This window comes from Afipia sp. OHSU_II-C1 (assembly GCF_000497575.1).
GTDB lineage: Bacteria > Pseudomonadota > Alphaproteobacteria > Rhizobiales > Xanthobacteraceae > Afipia.
The window spans coordinates 1-18,206 of sequence record NZ_APJI01000025.1; the positions used below are offsets into that span (position 1 = coordinate 1).

Sequence of the window (18,206 nt, forward strand, 5' to 3'; positions counted from 1 at the left end):
ATCGGGGGCGTTTCAGGGGTGCAGGTCACACTCAAGGCAGGATACAGCGATGGGACCTTAGAGTCCTGCTATCTTAAACGACTCCCGGCTTTTCGCTTTACTCCCAAGTCGGGAAGCTCGTTTCTCATTGTTTCAAAAAAGACAACAGCGGATGTTGGAGAAGAGCCTCTGCTCCTTGTCGCAGCGGCCGAGAGCGCGGACGCTATTCGAGAGGCTCTCGAACGGAATGAAGGCACGTGGCTGTCACCCCGGCCACGCCGACCCTCCGCTCTTTCCGAAGCGGAAGCAGCGGCACTTTGCGAAGAGGTACTAACTTCGTGGCGCGACCAGTTTACTCCCCGAGAAGGGGAGCTTGCGACTGATTCCGCTTCGGAATGTCCGGGACTGCGTAGGCCGCAAGTTGGAGCTCTCTATGCGGCTCTGGCTCACGCGACGAGTTCAATCCAACCGGCGACCATTGTTATGCCGACCGGAACCGGCAAGACGGAAACAATGCTCGCAATTTATGCGCACGATCGTATTCCCCGCCTGATGGTGGTGGTCCCGACGGATGCTTTGCGAGAACAGATTGCCAATAAAATGGCGACTATGGGTGTGCTTCAAGATCAACAGTGTTTAACCCCCACGATTAAATATCCGGCGGTCCTTCAACTGGAGCACATCCCCAAAAGAGTTGAAGATGTTGATGCCCTTTTCTTGCGCGCCAATGTCATCGTTACGACGATGTCAATCGCGGGGAGAGCCGATCCTGCAGTGCAGGAGCGTATGGCGAAACTCTGTGGCGCTCTGTTTATAGATGAAGCGCACCACATTAAAGCGCGCTCTTGGCGTGAATTTCGTGCGTGGTTCATGCACGCAGCTGGTTCCAAACCTATCTATCAATTCACGGCCACGCCCTTCCGCGAGGATGGTGGTAAGGTCGACGGAAAATTCATCTATTACTATCCACTCGCGAAAGCCCAAGCGGAGGGATATTTCGGCAAGGTGGAATTTAAGGCGGTTAGCGACCTGGATGGAGAAGAGGCCGATGACGAAATCATGCGGCAGGTCGGCGATGCTTTGAAGCGTGATCTTGGGGCAGGCTTCAATCATCTAGCAATGGTTCGTTGCAAGACGATCGTCCGAGCAGAGAAGCTTCACGAACGCTATGCCGCTGAGTACAGCCAGTACGCTCCCGTCCTGGTTCATAGCAATCAAAAGGCACTCGAACGGCGCGAGAGCTTGGCTAAATTGAGGCGTTTTGAAAGTCGTATAATTGTTTGCGTCGATATGTTGGGTGAAGGATTTGATCTTCCCGAACTTAAGATTGCAGGTGTCCATGATGTATTTGCAAGCGTAGCTGTTACGCTTCAATTTGTCGGTCGATTTGCACGGGCCCGTACGGACTTGGGCGTAGCGACGCTCATCGCCAACACGGACCAAGACAGAGTCGACCGCGCTCTTGCTAAGCTCTACGCCGAAGAATCTGATTGGAACTTCTTGATCTCAAGCCTTAATGCTGATCGCGTCGGGCGGGAGATGGATCGTGCAGCGGTGTTCGATGGATTCGACGGTGATTTAACCGAGATCCCTCTGCAAACCATCGAACCCTCGATGAATACACTCGTCTTTACGGCTAAGTCCTGTAACCGGTGGGACCCCCATCGAATTGAAGATGAAGTGCCGCGGGGATCATTTGTCGGCATGAAGTTAAATGAACGCGAACGTATTGCAGTTTGCGTTCTCCGGCATGAGACGACTGCAAAGTGGACCACGTCTAGCACGGCAACGGACGTGGCATGGGAGCTTATCCTCGCACATTGGGATGAGGAGAACTGTATTCTTTACATTAGCAGTACTGGCGGCTCCGCTACCGACAGCCTCGCCAAGGCGATCTGCGGAGATCAGACCTCCCGCATTCGCGGACAGGAAGTGTTTCGCTGCTTCCACGAATTTAAGCAGCTGGTCATTCGCAATCTCGGCATGACACATCGTCAAGGCGGCGGTACCCGTTACTCAATGCTTATGGGTATCGATGTCAGCGACGGAATTGATAGCTTGATGAAGACTGAAAGGATTCAAAACAACATCTTTGGATCAGGGTTTGAAGATGGTGAGCCAAGAACCTTAGGTTGCTCCATCAAAGGAAAATTCTGGTCGCTGGGAAAAGTTCATGATCTTACCGATTGGACAGGCTGGTGCCATCGTATTGGAAGCTTACTCACGAATGCCAGCATTCCAGATTCAGCTGCGTTCGCTTCTGCGATGCGGCCGCGCCAGATTACCGAACGCCCCGACAGCCATCCGCTTTTGATCCACTGGCCGATGAGTGTTCTCTTATCATTCGAAGAGCGCGTCGAGGTCCATGTTAAAAGTACTGTCTATCCATTGGCAGAATGTGATCTCTTGCTCACTAGCCACGAACGCACTGGGCCACTCCAATTTTGCGTAAGAAGTGGGGACGAACGAGCACTATTCGAAGTTCAGTTCAGGGGCAGCGAAGCCTTGTACCCTCAAGTTGAAGGGCCCCTTTTTCTGATTAAAACCCACAAGGGTATTACATCTTTAGCGGATTATTTCGGCGATGACGCTCCGCAGATCGACTTCGGCGATGGCTCATTCTTAATCTATTCACATCTTTATGTCCCGCCGACTGAAATCGATCTTGGACCGATCCTCGATCAAACGCTTGAGGTATGGGATTGGAGCGGAACAAATCTGAGGGTTGAATCGCAAGGACCAGAAAGACGAGCGGACTCGATTCAATATCGTGTCGTACAAGAATTGCAGAAAGAAGACTTCGACGTCATTTTTGATGACGATGGTACAGGCGAGTTCGCGGACATCATCACAATAAAGGTACGCGAAACGGTCGTAGAAGTACTCCTCTGCCACTGCAAATACGCTTCAAGTGACACCGGCGCGGCTCGTTTGGAGGATGTCTATGAAGTTGCGGGGCAGGCACTTAAGTCGGTTCAATTTTGTCATAAACCAAAGCGCTTTATTCGTAACATGATCAATCGCGAACGTCGCCGGTTAGAAAGGGGACAGTCAACTCGGTTCGAGAGAGGAACGCTATCATTCCTTCGGCAACTTTATTCGAGATGGGACCAATATCGATTTGAATACCGGGTATGGATCGTCCAGCCTGGTGTTTCGCGATCGGCAATCAGTCAACCCATTCTTCAGCTCCTCGGCTTCGTGGAAAAGTCTTTGCGAGATCATAGGCGTATTCCTCTCAAAGTTGTCCTGAGGGAGTGAATGGAGAGCGATCCTGGCGCCTCCATAGAAATTTATTAACATGCACTATCTGAAAGCTGATTCATGAAAAATATAGTCGTATGTTGCGATGGCACGGGCAACGAAATCAGCGAAAATATTTCAAATGTCCTTAAGCTGTACCGAGTCCTTAGGAAGACTGGGAAGACTGAACCTCATCAAGTCGTCTTTTACGATCCTGGTGTTGGTACGTTAGCAAGACCAGACCCCTTTACGAAACTCAAGCAAGACGCTGTTACCATTCTTGGCTTGGCGCTAGGATATGGGCTCGACGACAACGTTCTCAAAGCTTACGAGTTTTTGATCTCTCATTATGAGGAAGGTGATGAGATCTACCTCTTCGGATTTAGTCGGGGCGCTTATACTGTCCGAGTATTGGCTGGACTCATCCACAAGTTGGGTTTGCTTGCTCCTCAGCAGAAGAATCTGGCTGACGCAGCATTGACGGCCTATAAGCAAGCCAGCTCTGTTAATGTGCAATCTTTGTTAAACGGGGATACACCGAATAGCGGCGAGAACACGGACGACTCGGCTCCAAAGGCTCGCGATGATCAAGCTGCACAGTTCGCCCGAATCGTCTCGGCAAGGTGGCCAACAGTCAAGTTTCTCGGCGTGTGGGATACGGTCGCGAGCGTAATTGTGCCGCGGTCGGACAGATTTTACACCTTCAGTCTGCAAGAATTATTGCATACCCGCAACAATCCTAGCGTCGAGGTGTTTCGCCAGGCAATCGCGATTGATGAGCGGCGTCGGATGTTCCGCCTCCACTCGTGGGATGAACAGCAAACATTTATGCACAACCGATTTAGCAAAACCAATAATTCGCAGCCCCAGGATTTTCAGCAGGTGTGGTTTGCTGGAGTGCATGCGGACATTGGTGGTGGCTATCCCGAAAAAGAAAGTGGCCTGTCGAAATTTGCTCTTATCTGGATGATCGAGGAGGCCGTAAAATACGGGTTGGCCGTCGATCAGCGGACGGTCAGGCAACTGGCATGGGGGGTGCAGCGTAAGGGCAGCCCATTCAGTTACGTTTCTCCCGACATAATGACCGATCCACATGATTCGATGTCAATCATCTGGCGCCTCTTGGAATGGATTCCAAAGGCGGACAGATACAAGGAATGGGAAAAGCGCCGTTCCTTTTACAGTCGCTACATACCAAATGGCGAGCCACGGCCTATTCCAGTGGACGCCTTTGTTCATGAGTCGGTAGTTCAACGGATACAGGCGGTGCCGGCCTATCGACCGGTCAACATCCCATTCCGTTACCAGGTAATCCCGGTGTCACGCGATGTTACTTAAGCGGCCGCGAAGCTTGATCAGCAAATTGCAAAAGGTCTCCTAACGAAAGAGGGCGCATCGAAAATGGCTAAGAGTGTAGAACGAGGTGCCTTGCCCACCCTTAAGTCAATGTCGCTATCGCTTCGACTCCTTAAACAGGGCCGTGCTGTTGAAGATGCATTCCGCGATGAAAGCGAAATGGATGAGATCGATGCGGAAATCGGCCGGCTGTTCACCGGCCAGGGGCCGGCTGTACCTCCTTCGTGGAATTCATTTATTGGCCAATTTGCGCGCGGTGGCGAACCGCGGCTTCGCAACCAAAGTTGTGGCGCTATAATTTTTCTGGAGATTGAGGACGACCGTGCGCCCAAACTGAAGCGCACAATGGCACTGAGCTTCGGCACTGGTCACCATGCACTAGATCCTGATGCATTCGAGCGAGGATTTGGGCTACGCGTTGTATTGAATGCTGTTACCCGGAAAAATTTGCGTGGAATAGATGTCGCAACACTCGATGCGACCACCTTTCTAAAGCGAGTTCAGGCAAGCCGTGATGCCGATCTTGATGGATTCAAGATTGATATCGACCGCGACCTTGTGCGACTAGCTGCAGGCTCGCCCAAGGATGCAACTTTTGCGCGCTCACTGGCCGGTAAGGATGCGTTGCATTTGAACGGTCGGACATCAGCCAACGACATCATTGCGAAGTGCAAGAAAGCCCTCACACTCTACACGGCGCAGGACTACAAAGGAGATTATTCCTTCATCGATTTTGTGACGCCTGTGCGCGACAACGCTCTCGTTGATGCTCTGGATGCGCTTGCATTTTCCGAGATCGTGAACATGACAAAGGGTGCGCCATCAGATTTGCATATTGCGTTGCCTGACATTCTTGACCCGGAAGAGAGTATTTCTATTGGATATTTTGGTGTCGGTCTTCGATCCGGTTCCAAGCCTGAGTATGCTGAAGTTGCCATCGAAGACTATATTTATGAGCTTGGTGCAGGCCGCATGCAGGACATCACCGACATGGCTGCGTTGCGATCGAGTCACGAGGTGCGCGTTATGGCCGACGGAGAGGGCGACAAGCGTCGCAAGCGGAAGGTGTACGAGTGTCTTGTTTACGAAGCCGAATACAATGGTGATTTGTACGTCTTATTCGGAGGGGAATGGTTCGCTGTTGAAAAGGCCTTTTACGCCGCCGTCGAAGCTGGCTTTGTAGCGATTGCCGCCGCGACACCTTTCGTCGCATTTACCACTGCTGAAAGCGAACGGGAGTTTATCGCCGAGCTCGAGGTCCAGGCTGACCTATTGAATATGGATCAGGTGAAGCTCAATCCGCTGGGCACATCCAACGCAAACCTTGAGCCATGCGACTTTCTTTCGAGAAACAAACAATTTATCCATCTTAAGGACGGGCATTCCTCTGCGCCCATCAGCCATCTCTGGAATCAAGGCTTAGTCTCCGCTGAATCTTTCGTGCGTGATGAAAAGTTTCGGAAGGATTTTCGGGACGCTGCGATTAAGCGGCAGAAGAAATTCAAGAAGGCGGGCTTTGAGAAGCTGCTGCCTGATGGTCGGTCTCGGCCAATTCCCTCGGAATACACTGTCGTGTTTGGGATTATGCGAAGTCCGTACAAAAAAAGTGGATCACTGAGTGTACCATTTTTTAGCAAAGTCAGTCTTCGCGCGATTGCCGATCGCGTTCGCCTAATGGGATTCGGCGTGGAAGTTCATTTGATTGAAAAGCGGCCTGCTACCAAGATTCGGAAGAAGGCCGCATAGCAGAGTCACGTCTTGCTAGATTCACTTGAGCGTACTCGTCGCTGGCTTGGATTGATCGAAGATGACAACGGAACGCGTATTTAACCTCTTTGTGTATTTTGATGCGGGCGTGGCTGATGAGTACGGTGTGCGCCACCACCGAGGCGATGGTGGAGATGCAGAGAAGGCCGCCCTTCTGCTTTCACGGGTCGGGGAGGATCACTCGCGAGCTCGCCGGTTTCGGTTTGCGCGTAACTTCACTCCAGAGGAATGGCTCGCTGTTATGCGACGTGGTGATGTGCTGCGCTATTTTGAAGAGGCGCTAGCGCATTTCAGGGCTCCAACCGCCCCAATCTACTGCATAACCGCAATAGTAGATGGTGTGCCGCGGATTGATCAAAAAATCGGACCAGAGCCATTCAGAGGTGATATGGTCTCAGTGATCGAAGGTCACGGGTCTGTGCCGGACTATTTGGTGCATTATACCGATGGTAATGCGTTCCATTTTACCGAACTAATACACGATGATTATTTTAGGGCGATCCGAGCACTCTTTAATGCAAAACTGCACGTTTCCTGCGCCAAGCTTCTGATGTCGTGCGTCGATACGCTGGCGTTCGTAGAATATGGCGACGTGTCGTATAACTTTACCAAGTGGTTAGATACCTACGCTGACCTGTCCCCCCACGGTATCGACTCGAACGAGCTATGGGAGTTTCGGAACTCAATTTTGCATATGACCAACTTGGCATCAAGGAAGGTGAGCTCGGGTAAAGTATCGCCAATCATGCCTTACGTGGGCGGTCCAGATCGTATGCCTGTGATTGCGCCGAACCTTCCAAAGCCCTTTAATTTATACGGATTGATCGTGACAATTGGAGATGGAATAGGAAAATGGGGGGAAACATATAACTGTGATCGAGATAAGATTTTGAAATTCATTGAACGTTACGACACAACAATTTCTGACAGTCGAATGGCTTCTTTCTCACACGCTGGTAATACGAAGTAGTGATTCATTTCAGTGCTCAGGCCGTCGGTGAGTTGCGGGTGATTGCTACTACTCGAGGTCGCCGGGCGTGTTGAATTGAAAAGATTCTCCAGCCATCCGCGATCGAACGCCTCTACCCGCAACTCTGAGATCATCGTCCGTCCCTTCAGATAGCGATATGTCTTTTCAGGTTCGTCCGACAGTTGTCCAAGTGCCCACGGTCTCTATACTCGACGGTTGATTGCGCCCGGAGCAACCTCGGTACTCCGAAGATTCGTGTGGACGGCGGGGGTGTCTTCACACATAGAGCGTCCGCGATGAGATGGGTGCAGCCTGGACGGGCAGAGGTTAGTGCGTACTTTTCGCCTCGACGGTCTCGTCGGGCGTGATCCCGTCGAAGAAAAACCTGACCACATAGCGATCGAAAGGGCCGAGCGACTTGATCGCTAACACGGCATCTATTCCGAGATACTTGAAGCGTTCAAGCGCTTGCAGAAGATCCATATTAGGATCTTGGAAATCGACTAAACCCGCCGCATGGATCTTTTTCGAGATCATGCGCGGTAGCCCATATTCTTCGAGATGATAGACCGCGCTAGGCAAGAACGCTCGGCTCATTCTTCCGATGAAGGCTGAAATATCGACTGAAGGATTGACAATTATCTTGTGAAGCTCATTTGTGTCACTCAGGAGGGCTGACAACTTGAAAGTGACGGTTCGTTCGAGTTTGAAAAAATCGTCGATATCGATTCCATCTTCTTTGAGGGATGTGATCAGCTCAGATAGATCGCGGTTCCAATTGTATGCGATTGCCTTCGTGGCGGTCACGAGTTTGCTAAATTGAGTATCCCAATTACCAGGTTTAAGCCTGAGAACCCGATAGAGCATAGTATCCCAATTTTCCGGGTTGCTGGAATTGAGATATCCAAAGCCGCGCCACTCGTCGGGATTATTCTTCATGTCTGTGGCTAGTCGAAGCAGGAAGTCCGCGTCACTGTCCTGCAGTAGATTCTCGCGTTTTATGCGTGCGAAGTTTTCATCTCCAAGAATCGCTGACATCTGCGCTCTATACTCGATGATGCGCTCAACTTGCCGCTCGGTGAGTTGATCTACATCGTGATCTTCATCCAACGTGCCGAGAATTTCTTCCGGAAAATTAATCTCTAGTTGGGTATCCTCAGACTTCGGTGGCGCGTCCAGTAGATAGATATTTCCAACGAAATACTTAAACATCCGGCCTCCTCGGCCAATGATGTTTCTGTAAGTGAAATCCTTGAGGTTTGTGTTCCCTAACTTGCTTCGCCACACGATCACGTTTTGCGCAGACGTGTTTACGCCTTCGATGATTGAAGAGGTGGAGACGATGCTGTCGAAGCCATCTTCGTACTCGAAAAGTCGTATCTGCAGCTGGCTAAGGCATCTGTGCATGCTGCCGTTGTGAACGCCGATCGCCCGATCAACCAAATCAGCCAACAGCCAGTCCGATTGGTAGTTTTGCCGTAGCCACTTGGAGAAATGGCTGGTGTAGATGCGATCCACGGGCGGAATTTGGGCGATTACGAGATCAGCGATTTTCTTGATTTCAGAGTAGGTGCCCGCGTAGATCAAGGTCTTTTGAGTGCCTGGGGAAATCAGTTCGATTAGCTTTTCTCCCTTTTTTATCGGGTCACTGCCAAATTCTTTGTAAGGCTCCTTGACGTCGAGGTAGACGGTGTTGAAGTCTAGAAGCTCCAAAAACTCCATATCGCGAGTAAACGCGTTATCACTGAGTTTCTTGATATTCGGCGCAAGGTAGTACCTTTGCTTCGCCTTCTTAGATAGCTTTAGAATTGCCTTGATGAGCGAGGGGGCACGGTCGCGATCGTGCGCTTGACTCGCTTTGTAAAATTCATCCACGACTAGCAGATCGATCGTTTTAAGCGCTGCAAGGTAGCCAAAGGCGCGCTCCTGCGGGAATATGAGAATATTTCTGGGCCCAAGTCGCGTATCGGGCGCTGTTATGATTGTATATTGCTCAGAAAATTTCTTGAATAATCGACGACGCGTTTCGTCCATTAAGGCGATGGTTGGGACGATAATCACGACGTTGTTCGGGTGCTTGGCCGCGATGAAGGCGTCGATTATAAAGCTCTTCCCAAAACTGGTCGGCGCGCTCACCGCGATATTTTTGCCGTCCAGGAGTTTGGCAAGAACGCTCGACTGCTCCCGATGCAGGGTTGCCATCTGTCGGCCAACATCGACCTCGAATGCGCGATGCACGTACTTCTGGTCCCACGAGGCGTTCGCGAGTTGCAGGTAGGGAAACAGTCCGGTCGCGCGGATCATATGATTCACGACTTGCGGGTAGGATATTTTGGTGCTGTCGAGATCTGCCAACAAGCGTATCAGCAAATTTCTGGCGGCGACTTCGTGTTTCAATGAAAGAAGTCTGTTTACCTCGTAGCAAATTTCAAAAACATCCATCAATTCTGCCCCTTGTAGAAGGCTACGGCTTGGACAAAAGCGTCGACGATCTTCTTTTTGTTGGGGACCGGGAAGAGGATGATATGGAAATTTAGATCGTCATATTTGTGAAGTGCTGCAGATTTTGCGATTTGCTTGAGAAAATAGGCATCGGCGCGATCCTTATGAAAAGCGATGATCTCGGCTTTGTAGGTATCCGTCAGATCATTGGCACCGGAGGTGGTCGAGCACTCGTGCAGCAGGAGAATTGGGATATGTATTTTGGACTTCAGTTGGTCGATCGACTCCCTGTTGTCCAACGCGGCCTTGATTTTGTCGCGAAGTTCCGCCGCGATGGGAAGGCCATCAAGGTCTGACACGCTCGTTATAATAGCGTTTTCTTTCTTCAGTTTGTCTGTCGACAGTGAATTCATAACTGAGGTCACGACTGAATCGAGACGAGCGTCGGCTAAGGAATTGTAGAATTTTGCCTCTCCAAACCACAGCGTAAAATCGTCGCCATCGACGACTATATGAACGCTATCTGCCCCCTTGGCGTTGTCTTGAACATTTTGCTTGTAGAAAATCTTTGGAACTACCGGCAGCGCGCCGAAGCGATGACGCATTAAACCATACAAGAAGACTTCGGCGATCTCGCTGCCTTGTCCGATCTCATCCTTGTCCGTGAGCCTTAGATTTCGGGCTGCGGCAATGAGGCTGCTATGACTTTGGTTGACAAGAGCTGATCGCTCTTTCTCTGACAGAGCGGTCTGGGCGATGTTGTCCCACAAGTAACTTTGAAACTTTGGGTAGCGCCACTCTGCGTCCTCGAAGTCATTTATCAAACTCAGAACGCGTTTATTTACGAGGTCGGTAAGTTGGGAGACCGAGGTGACCCCGGCAAGCGTGTCGTCAAGCAGAATCTCAAATGCTAGTTCGGCCATAGATACCGATGTCTCCCAGCTGACGCGTGTTTTTTCATACTACAGCTTGGCAGCGAACATGCTAGGTAGCAAAGGGCACTATCCGAAGTTGGCTTTCCCGTTCCTGGTTTTCAGAATGGAAGGAGTACCGGAGAGCATCCGGCCCCGGCCCGGCGCGGATGTGCGTGATCAGCGCGCGCCGCCCTCTGGCACCAAATATTCATGACTCTATGGCTGACCGGGCCGAGGGGAAGGCGGTGCTCAAGTTCAGCGGGCGGCGTCTTCCGCTGCGCCCAAGTCATGCGGGCCAAAAAATGGTCGTTAATGCCTGCCTCCGATGGAGAGCAGGCGCATAGCGGCTCTTTATTCCATAACATCGGAATCCGATCAGATCCCCAAGGCGCGGGACTGGTCCGACCAGGCGAGAGGCAGGGTCTTTGGAATCCGCGCCAGCGTGAGTGTCGGTGGCTGATCGCCCGTCAAAATCGCTTCCGTAATGGACGGTGCCAGGAACGCATAGCGCAGCTCCTGTCTGACGACTTTCGGATGGAGTCTTACCGACGCCGCCAGCGCTTCGACGCTATCAAACTTATTGGTCTGCAGATCCCGCAGCCAAGCCCGAGCCCGAACGAGGGCCTGCACCAGTTTTGGATCAGGCTGGCGTTCCCCAAGTGCCTCGACGATCAATGTCGAACCGGGTTGGCGCGGCTGCCAGGGGAGCGTGAATTGGTTGGTTCGGATTCGGGCAGTCGGGGTGGTGGTGATTTTGATGGCGCGGCTACTTAGGTCGGCGCGTGCGACATAGGTGCCGACAACATTCGGATCCAAGACCGCTTTGTCGATCTTCAGTCGTTCGCGCAGCGCCTTGATCAGGGCCTGTTCGACGTCGGTTGCTGAGATGCGGGCGATGGGGCCCGCTTCCAGTTTGCGCCCGCGTAGCAAAGCGGAACTGACATAGAATTTGTAACGCACACCGCTCTTCGAAGAAAAGCTCGGACTCATTGCGTTGCCACGCTCGTCGAACAGCTTGCCCATCAGGAGGGCGCCGCTTTCGCTGCGCCGGGACTTACGGTCGATGGCGTTGTCGGTGAGCTGTTGCCGCACGCGGTCGAACAGTTTGCGGTCGATGATCGGTTCGTGCTCGCCGGCATACCACTTGTTCTTGTGACCCATTTCACCGATGTAGATTCGGTTCTTTAAGAGATAAGCCAGCGGTCCATAGGTAAGGGGAATGCCGCCGCCATTGGGCTGCTTGATCGTCGCGCGTTTCTTGCTGACAATTTTGCGCCGGTCGAGCTCATTGACCAGCTTCTGGAAACTCCCCAACTCGAGATAGCGCCTGAAGATGAGATTGACCGTTTCGCGTTCCTTCAGATTGGGAATGAGCTTCTTGTCCTTCACATCGTAGCCGAGCGGAACGCTGCCACCGGTCCACTTGCCCTTGGCACGTGACGCGGCAATCTTGTCTCGCACACGTTCAGACGACAGTTCTCGTTCGAACTGGGCGAAAGAAAGCAGGACGTTGAGGGTCAGCCGCCCCATCGAGGTGGTGGTGTTGAACTGCTGGGTCACGGCGACGAACGAGATCGACCTGGCGTCGAATGCCTCGACCAGCTTGGCGAAGTCGGCCAACGAACGGGTCAGGCGATCGATCCTGTAGACGACGACGACATCAACCTTGCCCGCCTCAATGTCTTTCAGAAGCTTCTTGAGGGCAGGCCGATCAAGGTTGCCGCCGGAGAAAGCCGGATCGTCATAGGCCTGCGGCAACACCTTCCAGCCAAGCGATGCCTGGCTCTTGATGTATGCTTCGCAGGCCTCGCGCTGGGCATCCAGCGAGTTGAATTCCAGCTCAAGGCCATGCTCGGTCGATTTGCGGGTGTAGATGGCGCAGCGTAGGGTTTTCGGTGTGCTATTTGCCATGAGCTGCCGCCTTCTCTGGCTTCGACCGCAGTCCGAAGAAACGCGGCCCATTCCAGTTGGTACCAGCGATCAGGGACGCGATCTCGGAGAGGCCCGTGTAGGTTTTCCCTTCATAGGAAAAGCCATCTGGCTCAACGACCACGCGATAAGTCTTCCCCTTCCAAGTGCGAACCAGCTCCGAGCCGGGCTTGATCCGGCGCGGCAACTCCAGCCGTCCGCTGGGCTTGGAGGTCATGGCTTTTACAAGCTGGTCGAGCAAGCGTTTGGTCGGACCGGACAATCCACCATAGGTCTTCTCCTGTATCCGCTGGGCGATACTTCGACGTAACAGGTCGGGACCGAAAGCTTTCGGCGGCTCGGTCCTGAATAACTCCCCATACTGTTTGCGCAGTTCGACGATGGGCGCCTTCGCCAGTCGATCCAGTTCGGCTTCCACCGCCGGATCGGCTGGTTTCATGGATGAGGCGTCCCGGGTCATTTCGCGGTCGCCGTCTTTACGGTCCGGTAGACGCGCTGGCCGTCAACCTTCTCCGACGTCAGGTTAAGCTTAAGTTTTTTGCGGACGGTCCCAGCAAAGAAACCGCGCACCGAATGCTGTTGCCAGTCGGTTGCCTTCATAATGGCGGCAATGGTGGTGCCCGAGGGAGCGCGTAGCATTTCGAGGACTTTGTCCTGCTTAGACAAGGCGGCAGCCGGTGTCTTTGGCGGCGTCGGCTTCTTGGGCGGAGCGGCTGCTTGAGCCGTTGTAGACGGCTTGGTCGCTCGCTTGGATACAGGTTTGGATTTGGATAAGGTTTTAGGCTTGGGGTTTCGATTGCTGGTAGCCATCTGGCTCTCCTTGCGTGCGCGACAGCATCCTGTGCTGCCACTGCCGCAAGCCCGTCTTCTGTTGACGGGGAAAGAAGCCAACCAGTCGGCGGCGCGACCTTAGTCGCGCGACAGCCGATTGAGCAACGATGCGGCATCGTGAAGCCGGCTCGCCCCGTAGATCAGTTGTTCGATGTCCATCGAGACCGCGACACCTTCCGAGATGCTGCCAGCCAATGCGCAAGCCTCGGCGGCCTTGGCGATCCGCGTGGCTTCGCCAAGACGCGAGCTGATCTCGGTCAGAATCAAACTTATCGTCTGTTCCGTAATTTTGCGATCCATCATGTGTCTCCGTTTACGGCGACAGTAGCGCTCCACAAGCGCCTGAAGTCGAGTGGAAACGGAGCAATCTTCTGGCTCTTATCGGCGATGTTCGATCACGAAATGCTCGCGTTAGGCAAGCCTACTTTTGCTTGTTGGTCATGGTTCGCGGAGCCGGCTTTCTAGTGACAAAGTCCCGAAAGAGCTTAACCGGGTCAGTTCCCAGCGCGCGGGCGATAGCGATAAATTCGATGACGTCGATCCGCCGCTCGCCGCCTTCGTACTTGGCTATAAAAGATTGCTGACGTCCCAACGCCTTGGCCAAGGCCTGCTGCTTTATCCCGGCAGCGTCCCGTGTCGCCGCGAGCAATTCAACAAAGCGGGCATATTCCGCGGATTTGAGGGACTTCTGCATGCGCCGCCAAGGTCGTGAATGGGCGACAAGTAATCTGATCCCAAAACTGGATTATCCCAAAACTGGATATTATTTGCGAACGGAGGTAACTGTCTGGCGTCCACGATTTGGCGTGCCCTTGGGAGACTAATATGCGGAATTTGAACGAGGCGATTTTGCTAACAATTGTGCTGGCAGGCTGCTCGGGCTTGAACCAGCCATCGGCGCAGGTCACCGCTGCTCAGAAGCGTGATCTCCTGCCGCCGGAAAAGCAGACGCTTGCACCGGTGTTCGCTGCCGGGCTGAAGGATCCGGCAGCGGCGCAATTCAAGTGGATGCCAGTTGTTCTGAACGACCGTGACGGCATTACCGATTACTGCGGACTGGTGAACGGCAAGAACAGCTACGGCGGGTACACCGGCTTTGTCCGTTTTTATGCGCAGCTTCAGAAAGACGACAAGGGTCAGTTTACGCGCGCCACGCTCCGCGAGATTGAGCTGCCGAACCGAGAGTTCAATCCGCTCGATCCACGATGGCTCAACGGCATCTGCGAAAAGTTCGGCTACGACGACTTCAGTCAGGCACGATGACCCTAGCATCCGCACCGATCAGAGGAGGGCGACTTAATACCCGCCTTGAATGGCAGGGGGCCGAATTCTTGGTCCTCGCTCATCTTCTGATCGAGGGCATTGAGGCCTACAAGCCGTACGTCAATCATCCGGGCTACGATCTCGTCGCGCTGAACCCGAATGCCAACAAGCTTGCCCGGATCTCGGTTAAAAGCCGCTGGGCCACCAATCGAGCTGGGCATTTCCCGCTCAACAGTTTGGATTGCGACTTTGTGGTTCACGTCGCCCTCAACAGGGGCGAGCGGCTGAATAAAGTGACGATCGATACGAGTATCCAGGGCGCTCAGCTGTACATTTTGCCGATTGACGTATGTACGAATGCGCGCAGCATGTCGAACAAGATGAACTTGCGCAACATTCCGAACGTTGAGCGCTTCGAATCGAACTGGGATCTGATCAAGAAGTTTCTAGAAGCCTGACCGCATATTTTAGTTTTCGGCGACAATCCGCAGTGTCATAATCCGCCAGCGTACTCTTGATTACATTTGATTCGGGAGACGGTGATGCCGACAAGTCGACCTGACAAGCGCCCGCCGCGCAAGCGCGGGCGAAAGCGAGCTTTTTATTGGCGGGAACTCAAAGTCTACGTACAAGCCGTGGTCGTTCGCCGCCGGCTTCTGTGCGAAACCGGAAAGATGCCGTCAGATCGAGAGGTCTGTGAGGTAATGGCTCCGGGCGGCCGTACCGTAAGCCTTGTAGCTGCCGACCGAGAAAAACTCGGCAACGCTCAGTGCCGAGAAAGGATTGCTAAGCCAGTCGCAAGCATTCGGCGCAATGAGCACGTGGCTTCGTACAGCCGTGTTATAGAGCTGAAAACGCTACAGAACGTCTTGAGCAAGGCCAACACGTTAGCGAAGCGACACCCTTCGTTTCTGTCGATGGCCGCTGCAATGCTGCAAGCACATGGCATTGATCTCGCCCTCCCCATTGATCGCAACTTGGGCTTGGGGTGGCGTCCGACGCCTCTACATCGCCTCCCGAATTAATCGGGATAGATCAGGAGAATACGGCGTGTAACTGAAAAGCCCTCTTAGAGAGGGTTTTTCTATGAATCGTGCACTGAGACGAACGCATTTTGCTAAAGATGCCGTGAATAGAGGCGATCGCACCGCCTTGACGAATGTTGGTACCGGCAGTTTCCAAATCGAGTATCGAAGCGTCGAGAGTCTGACCCTCGATCCGCGCAATCCTCGTCAGCATCCGCAGAAACAGGTGCTGCAGATCGCGGACAGCATCCGCGAATTCGGCTTCATCATGCCGGTCGTGATTGACGACAAAGGGCAGGTGATCATCGGCCATGGGCGCGTTCTGGCAGCCAAGCAGCTGCGCATGTTTGAAGTGCCCGTTATTGAGGTGAAGCACCTCTCTTCGGCGCAATTGAAAGCGCTCAGGATCGCGGACAACAAGCTTGCGCTTAATGCGCATTGGGACGAAAGGCTGCTCGGCGAGGAATTTGTCGCGCTCCAAGAACTGGACCTTGATTTCGAGATCGAAGTTACCGGCTTCTCAGTGCCCGAGATCGATCTGACGATTCAGAATCTGGGTCGCGAAGGCACTCAGGACCCTGAGGAGCAAGGATCAATCACCGGAGCCGCCGTGTGCCAGTCAGGAGATCTTTGGCTTCTCGACGGACATCGCCTGCTTTGCGGGGACGCCACGTCCGAGGCCGCATTCGAGCTACTTATGGGAAATAACCGGGCGCAGCTCGTTTTTACCGATCCTCCATATAACGTCCGGATCGACGGTCATGTTTCCGGAAATGGCCGGATCAAACACCGCGAGTTCGCTCAAGCCTCCGGTGAAATGACCTCCGCTGAGTTCACTCGGTTTCTGACTAGCTGTTGCGGTCTTCTTGTTGATTTTAGCGCCGATGGCTCAATTCATTTCGTTTGCATGGATTGGCGGCACGCAGAAGAGTTGCTGGCCGCCGGTAAGCAGATCTATTCAGATCTGAAGAACATCAACGTCTGGGCGAAGAACAACGCGGGTATGGGTTCGCTATACCGCTCGCAGCATGAATTCATCTTCGTGTTTAAAGCCGGCACCGCGCGACACATAAATAACATCGAGCTTGGCAAGAACGGTCGGCATCGTACGAACGTCTGGAACTATGCTGGCGCAAACACTCAGGGACGCCGAGGCAACAATCTTTTGGCACTCCACCCAACCGCCAAGCCCGTCACGATGGTCATGGACGCCATCATGGATTGCTCCAATCGCGGCGACATTGTCCTGGATTCGTTTCTGGGGAGCGGCACCACGCTGCTCGCGGCGGAACGTACTGGCCGCCGGTGCTGCGGCCTGGAGCTCGATCCTCTTTACGTCGATACGACTATTCGCCGGTGGCAGAATCTCACAGGGCGCGACGCGCGGCGGGCCTCGGACGACAAGACATTCCGCGAGATTGAAGCTGAAGGGGAGAAGCAGGATGAAGAGTAAGCTGCGCAAAACGAAGCACGATAAATCCGTTGGCTATTGCAATCCGCCAAAGCATTCACGTTTTCAGAAGGGTATCTCAGGCAACCCAAGCGGTCGGCCCAAAAGGCGACCTATCGCAGTGGATCCGGCAGGGGTACTGGAGCAAATCGACAGTGAAGAAATCATCGTGATCAATAACGGCAAGCGGAAGCGCATGCCAAAGGTGGAGATCGATTTTCGGCAGTTGATAGCGAAGGCGACAAAGGGTGACGTCAGATCGGCCCGGCTGGTGTTCGAGATGGCAGAAAAGTACTTTTCTGATGAGGCTCAGCATGACGTTTCTCCAGAAATCATCTCGCAGTCCGAGGTGGTCGAAAGATTTGGCCCAAACTGGGAGAGGTATGCAGTCAACATGGTCGCAGGTACGGGACGATGACAAAATCTTCAGCGGGCGGCAACGTACGTAATGCCGGCTATGGGAAGCCTCCGAAGGCGTCGCAATTCAAAAAGGGAAGATCAGGAAATCCGAAGGGAAGGCCAAGAAAAACCAGTGTTGTGCTGTCATCGGCCGTTATCTTTAGAAAGGTATTGGCCGAGTTCATTGAGGTGGCTGACTCTGGTGGAGCGCAACACATGACACGTTGGGAGGCGCTCGTCAGGCAAATCTACACAATGTCCTTGAATAAGGATCCCGCTGCTACGCGACTCCTGCAAGGCCTTCGAGTGAAATTTCCAAGCCGCGTACCGTCCGGTGATCCGGTGGTTTGGGTGTTTAGCGATCGCGAGATGAAGATCTGATCGTGTCGTGGACGAAGTGTGTGTAGATTCGCGTAATGAGCCGTTATGGAATGCGATGTCGTTCCGTCCATTGGCTTCGATCTGCTCTATGCGTTTATCATCGTTCGGCTCGATTCGTAGGGACCTCGTCTGGATCCACGCCACGGCAAACCTAACGACAGAACGGGTTGCACACCAGTTAACAGAGGCATTTCCCTGGAATGAGGCCCCGCGCTACCTCATTCGCGATCGTGATCGCATCTATGGTGCTGTCGTCA

The 18,206-nt window shown here is 53.2% G+C and carries 16 protein-coding genes; 9 read left to right on the forward strand and 7 right to left on the reverse strand.

The window, feature by feature from the left end; translation table 11 throughout:
• Positions 1-204 precede the first annotated feature (204 nt).
• The 4 genes from I554_RS0123540 (at position 205) to I554_RS27030 (ending at position 7,315) form a co-directional block, all read left to right on the forward strand.
• Positions 205-3,240 (forward strand): DEAD/DEAH box helicase family protein, encoded by a 3,036-nt coding sequence (locus I554_RS0123540; protein ID WP_244432846.1) that lies wholly within the window; start codon positions 205-207, stop codon positions 3,238-3,240.
• A gap of 63 nt (positions 3,241-3,303) precedes the next feature.
• The gene (locus I554_RS0123545) at positions 3,304-4,560 is read left to right on the forward strand and encodes a DUF2235 domain-containing protein (protein ID WP_024577401.1); all 1,257 of its coding nucleotides are present in this window, start codon (positions 3,304-3,306) and stop codon (positions 4,558-4,560) included.
• 63 nt (positions 4,561-4,623) lie between these two features.
• Positions 4,624-6,324, forward strand: a complete 1,701-nt coding sequence (locus I554_RS0123550) for a DUF6119 family protein (protein WP_192817749.1) — start codon at positions 4,624-4,626, stop codon at positions 6,322-6,324.
• Between the two features lie 61 nt (positions 6,325-6,385).
• Positions 6,386-7,315, forward strand: coding sequence for a hypothetical protein (locus I554_RS27030; RefSeq protein WP_051373168.1), 930 nt, complete (start codon positions 6,386-6,388; stop codon positions 7,313-7,315).
• 327 nt (positions 7,316-7,642) lie between these two features.
• Here the strand turns inward: I554_RS27030 and I554_RS0123565 are convergent, their stop codons facing one another.
• The 7 genes from I554_RS0123565 to I554_RS0123595 all read right to left on the reverse strand — a co-directional run bounded on the left by I554_RS0123565 (position 7,643) and on the right by I554_RS0123595 (position 14,125).
• Entirely contained in the window at positions 7,643-9,757 is a 2,115-nt protein-coding gene (locus I554_RS0123565) for a DEAD/DEAH box helicase (RefSeq protein ID WP_024577397.1), read from the reverse strand.
• The gene (locus tag I554_RS0123570) at positions 9,757-10,680 is read right to left on the reverse strand and encodes a DUF1837 domain-containing protein (protein ID WP_024577396.1); all 924 of its coding nucleotides are present in this window, start codon (positions 10,678-10,680) and stop codon (positions 9,757-9,759) included. Before I554_RS0123570 ends, I554_RS0123565 begins: the two co-directional genes overlap by 1 nt.
• 366 nt (positions 10,681-11,046) lie before the next feature.
• On the reverse strand, positions 11,047-12,582 hold the full coding sequence (locus I554_RS0123575; RefSeq protein ID WP_024577395.1) for a recombinase family protein: 1,536 nt from the start codon (positions 12,580-12,582) through the stop codon (positions 11,047-11,049).
• Positions 12,572-13,039 carry a DUF2924 domain-containing protein gene (locus I554_RS0123580; protein ID WP_244432842.1) on the reverse strand — a complete coding sequence of 156 codons (468 nt, stop codon included), beginning with the start codon at positions 13,037-13,039 and terminating at the stop codon, positions 12,572-12,574. The genes I554_RS0123575 and I554_RS0123580 overlap by 11 nt, the downstream gene beginning before the upstream one ends.
• Positions 13,040-13,056: 17 nt before the next feature.
• A complete protein-coding gene (locus I554_RS0123585) occupies positions 13,057-13,410 on the reverse strand; it encodes a DUF3489 domain-containing protein (RefSeq protein WP_024577393.1) in 354 nt (117 codons plus the stop codon).
• Between the two features lie 99 nt (positions 13,411-13,509).
• Positions 13,510-13,731 carry a hypothetical protein gene (locus I554_RS0123590; RefSeq protein WP_024577392.1) on the reverse strand — a complete coding sequence of 74 codons (222 nt, stop codon included), beginning with the start codon at positions 13,729-13,731 and terminating at the stop codon, positions 13,510-13,512.
• A 121-nt stretch (positions 13,732-13,852) separates the two neighbouring features.
• Positions 13,853-14,125: a helix-turn-helix transcriptional regulator gene (locus I554_RS0123595; RefSeq protein ID WP_024577391.1), complete on the reverse strand. Its 273-nt coding sequence runs from the start codon at positions 14,123-14,125 to the stop codon at positions 13,853-13,855.
• 131 nt (positions 14,126-14,256) lie between these two features.
• On the opposite strand from I554_RS0123595, the gene I554_RS0123600 reads away from it, so the two are divergent.
• The 5 genes from I554_RS0123600 (at position 14,257) to I554_RS0123625 (ending at position 17,949) form a co-directional block, all read left to right on the forward strand.
• Positions 14,257-14,694, forward strand: a complete 438-nt coding sequence (locus I554_RS0123600; RefSeq protein ID WP_024577390.1) for a hypothetical protein — start codon at positions 14,257-14,259, stop codon at positions 14,692-14,694.
• On the forward strand, positions 14,691-15,152 hold the full coding sequence (locus I554_RS0123605; RefSeq protein ID WP_024577389.1) for a group I intron-associated PD-(D/E)XK endonuclease: 462 nt from the start codon (positions 14,691-14,693) through the stop codon (positions 15,150-15,152). Before I554_RS0123600 ends, I554_RS0123605 begins: the two co-directional genes overlap by 4 nt.
• A 628-nt stretch (positions 15,153-15,780) precedes the next feature.
• Positions 15,781-17,172, forward strand: coding sequence for a DNA methyltransferase (locus I554_RS0123615; RefSeq protein ID WP_081710849.1), 1,392 nt, complete (start codon positions 15,781-15,783; stop codon positions 17,170-17,172).
• Entirely contained in the window at positions 17,162-17,587 is a 426-nt protein-coding gene (locus tag I554_RS0123620; RefSeq protein ID WP_051373167.1) for a DUF5681 domain-containing protein, read from the forward strand. The genes I554_RS0123615 and I554_RS0123620 overlap by 11 nt, the downstream gene beginning before the upstream one ends.
• Positions 17,584-17,949: a DUF5681 domain-containing protein gene (locus I554_RS0123625; RefSeq protein ID WP_152527720.1), complete on the forward strand. Its 366-nt coding sequence runs from the start codon at positions 17,584-17,586 to the stop codon at positions 17,947-17,949. Before I554_RS0123620 ends, I554_RS0123625 begins: the two co-directional genes overlap by 4 nt.
• Positions 17,950-18,206 lie beyond the last annotated feature (257 nt).

Coding starts and splice junctions, on each gene's coding strand:
- I554_RS0123595 (WP_024577391.1), bottom strand. CDS start 14,125: ATGCAGAAGTCCCTCAAATCCGCGGAATATGCCCGCTTTGTTGAATTG.
- I554_RS0123625 (WP_152527720.1), top strand. CDS start 17,584: ATGACAAAATCTTCAGCGGGCGGCAACGTACGTAATGCCGGCTATGGG.
- I554_RS0123585 (WP_024577393.1), bottom strand. CDS start 13,410: ATGGCTACCAGCAATCGAAACCCCAAGCCTAAAACCTTATCCAAATCC.
- I554_RS0123565 (WP_024577397.1), bottom strand. CDS start 9,757: ATGGATGTTTTTGAAATTTGCTACGAGGTAAACAGACTTCTTTCATTG.
- I554_RS0123605 (WP_024577389.1), top strand. CDS start 14,691: ATGACCCTAGCATCCGCACCGATCAGAGGAGGGCGACTTAATACCCGC.
- I554_RS0123600 (WP_024577390.1), top strand. CDS start 14,257: ATGCGGAATTTGAACGAGGCGATTTTGCTAACAATTGTGCTGGCAGGC.
- I554_RS0123590 (WP_024577392.1), bottom strand. CDS start 13,731: ATGGATCGCAAAATTACGGAACAGACGATAAGTTTGATTCTGACCGAG.
- I554_RS0123575 (WP_024577395.1), bottom strand. CDS start 12,582: ATGGCAAATAGCACACCGAAAACCCTACGCTGCGCCATCTACACCCGC.
- I554_RS0123545 (WP_024577401.1), top strand. CDS start 3,304: ATGAAAAATATAGTCGTATGTTGCGATGGCACGGGCAACGAAATCAGC.
- I554_RS0123615 (WP_081710849.1), top strand. CDS start 15,781: ATGAATCGTGCACTGAGACGAACGCATTTTGCTAAAGATGCCGTGAAT.
- I554_RS0123550 (WP_192817749.1), top strand. CDS start 4,624: ATGGCTAAGAGTGTAGAACGAGGTGCCTTGCCCACCCTTAAGTCAATG.
- I554_RS0123580 (WP_244432842.1), bottom strand. CDS start 13,039: ATGAAACCAGCCGATCCGGCGGTGGAAGCCGAACTGGATCGACTGGCG.
- I554_RS0123620 (WP_051373167.1), top strand. CDS start 17,162: ATGAAGAGTAAGCTGCGCAAAACGAAGCACGATAAATCCGTTGGCTAT.
- I554_RS0123570 (WP_024577396.1), bottom strand. CDS start 10,680: ATGGCCGAACTAGCATTTGAGATTCTGCTTGACGACACGCTTGCCGGG.
- I554_RS27030 (WP_051373168.1), top strand. CDS start 6,386: ATGACAACGGAACGCGTATTTAACCTCTTTGTGTATTTTGATGCGGGC.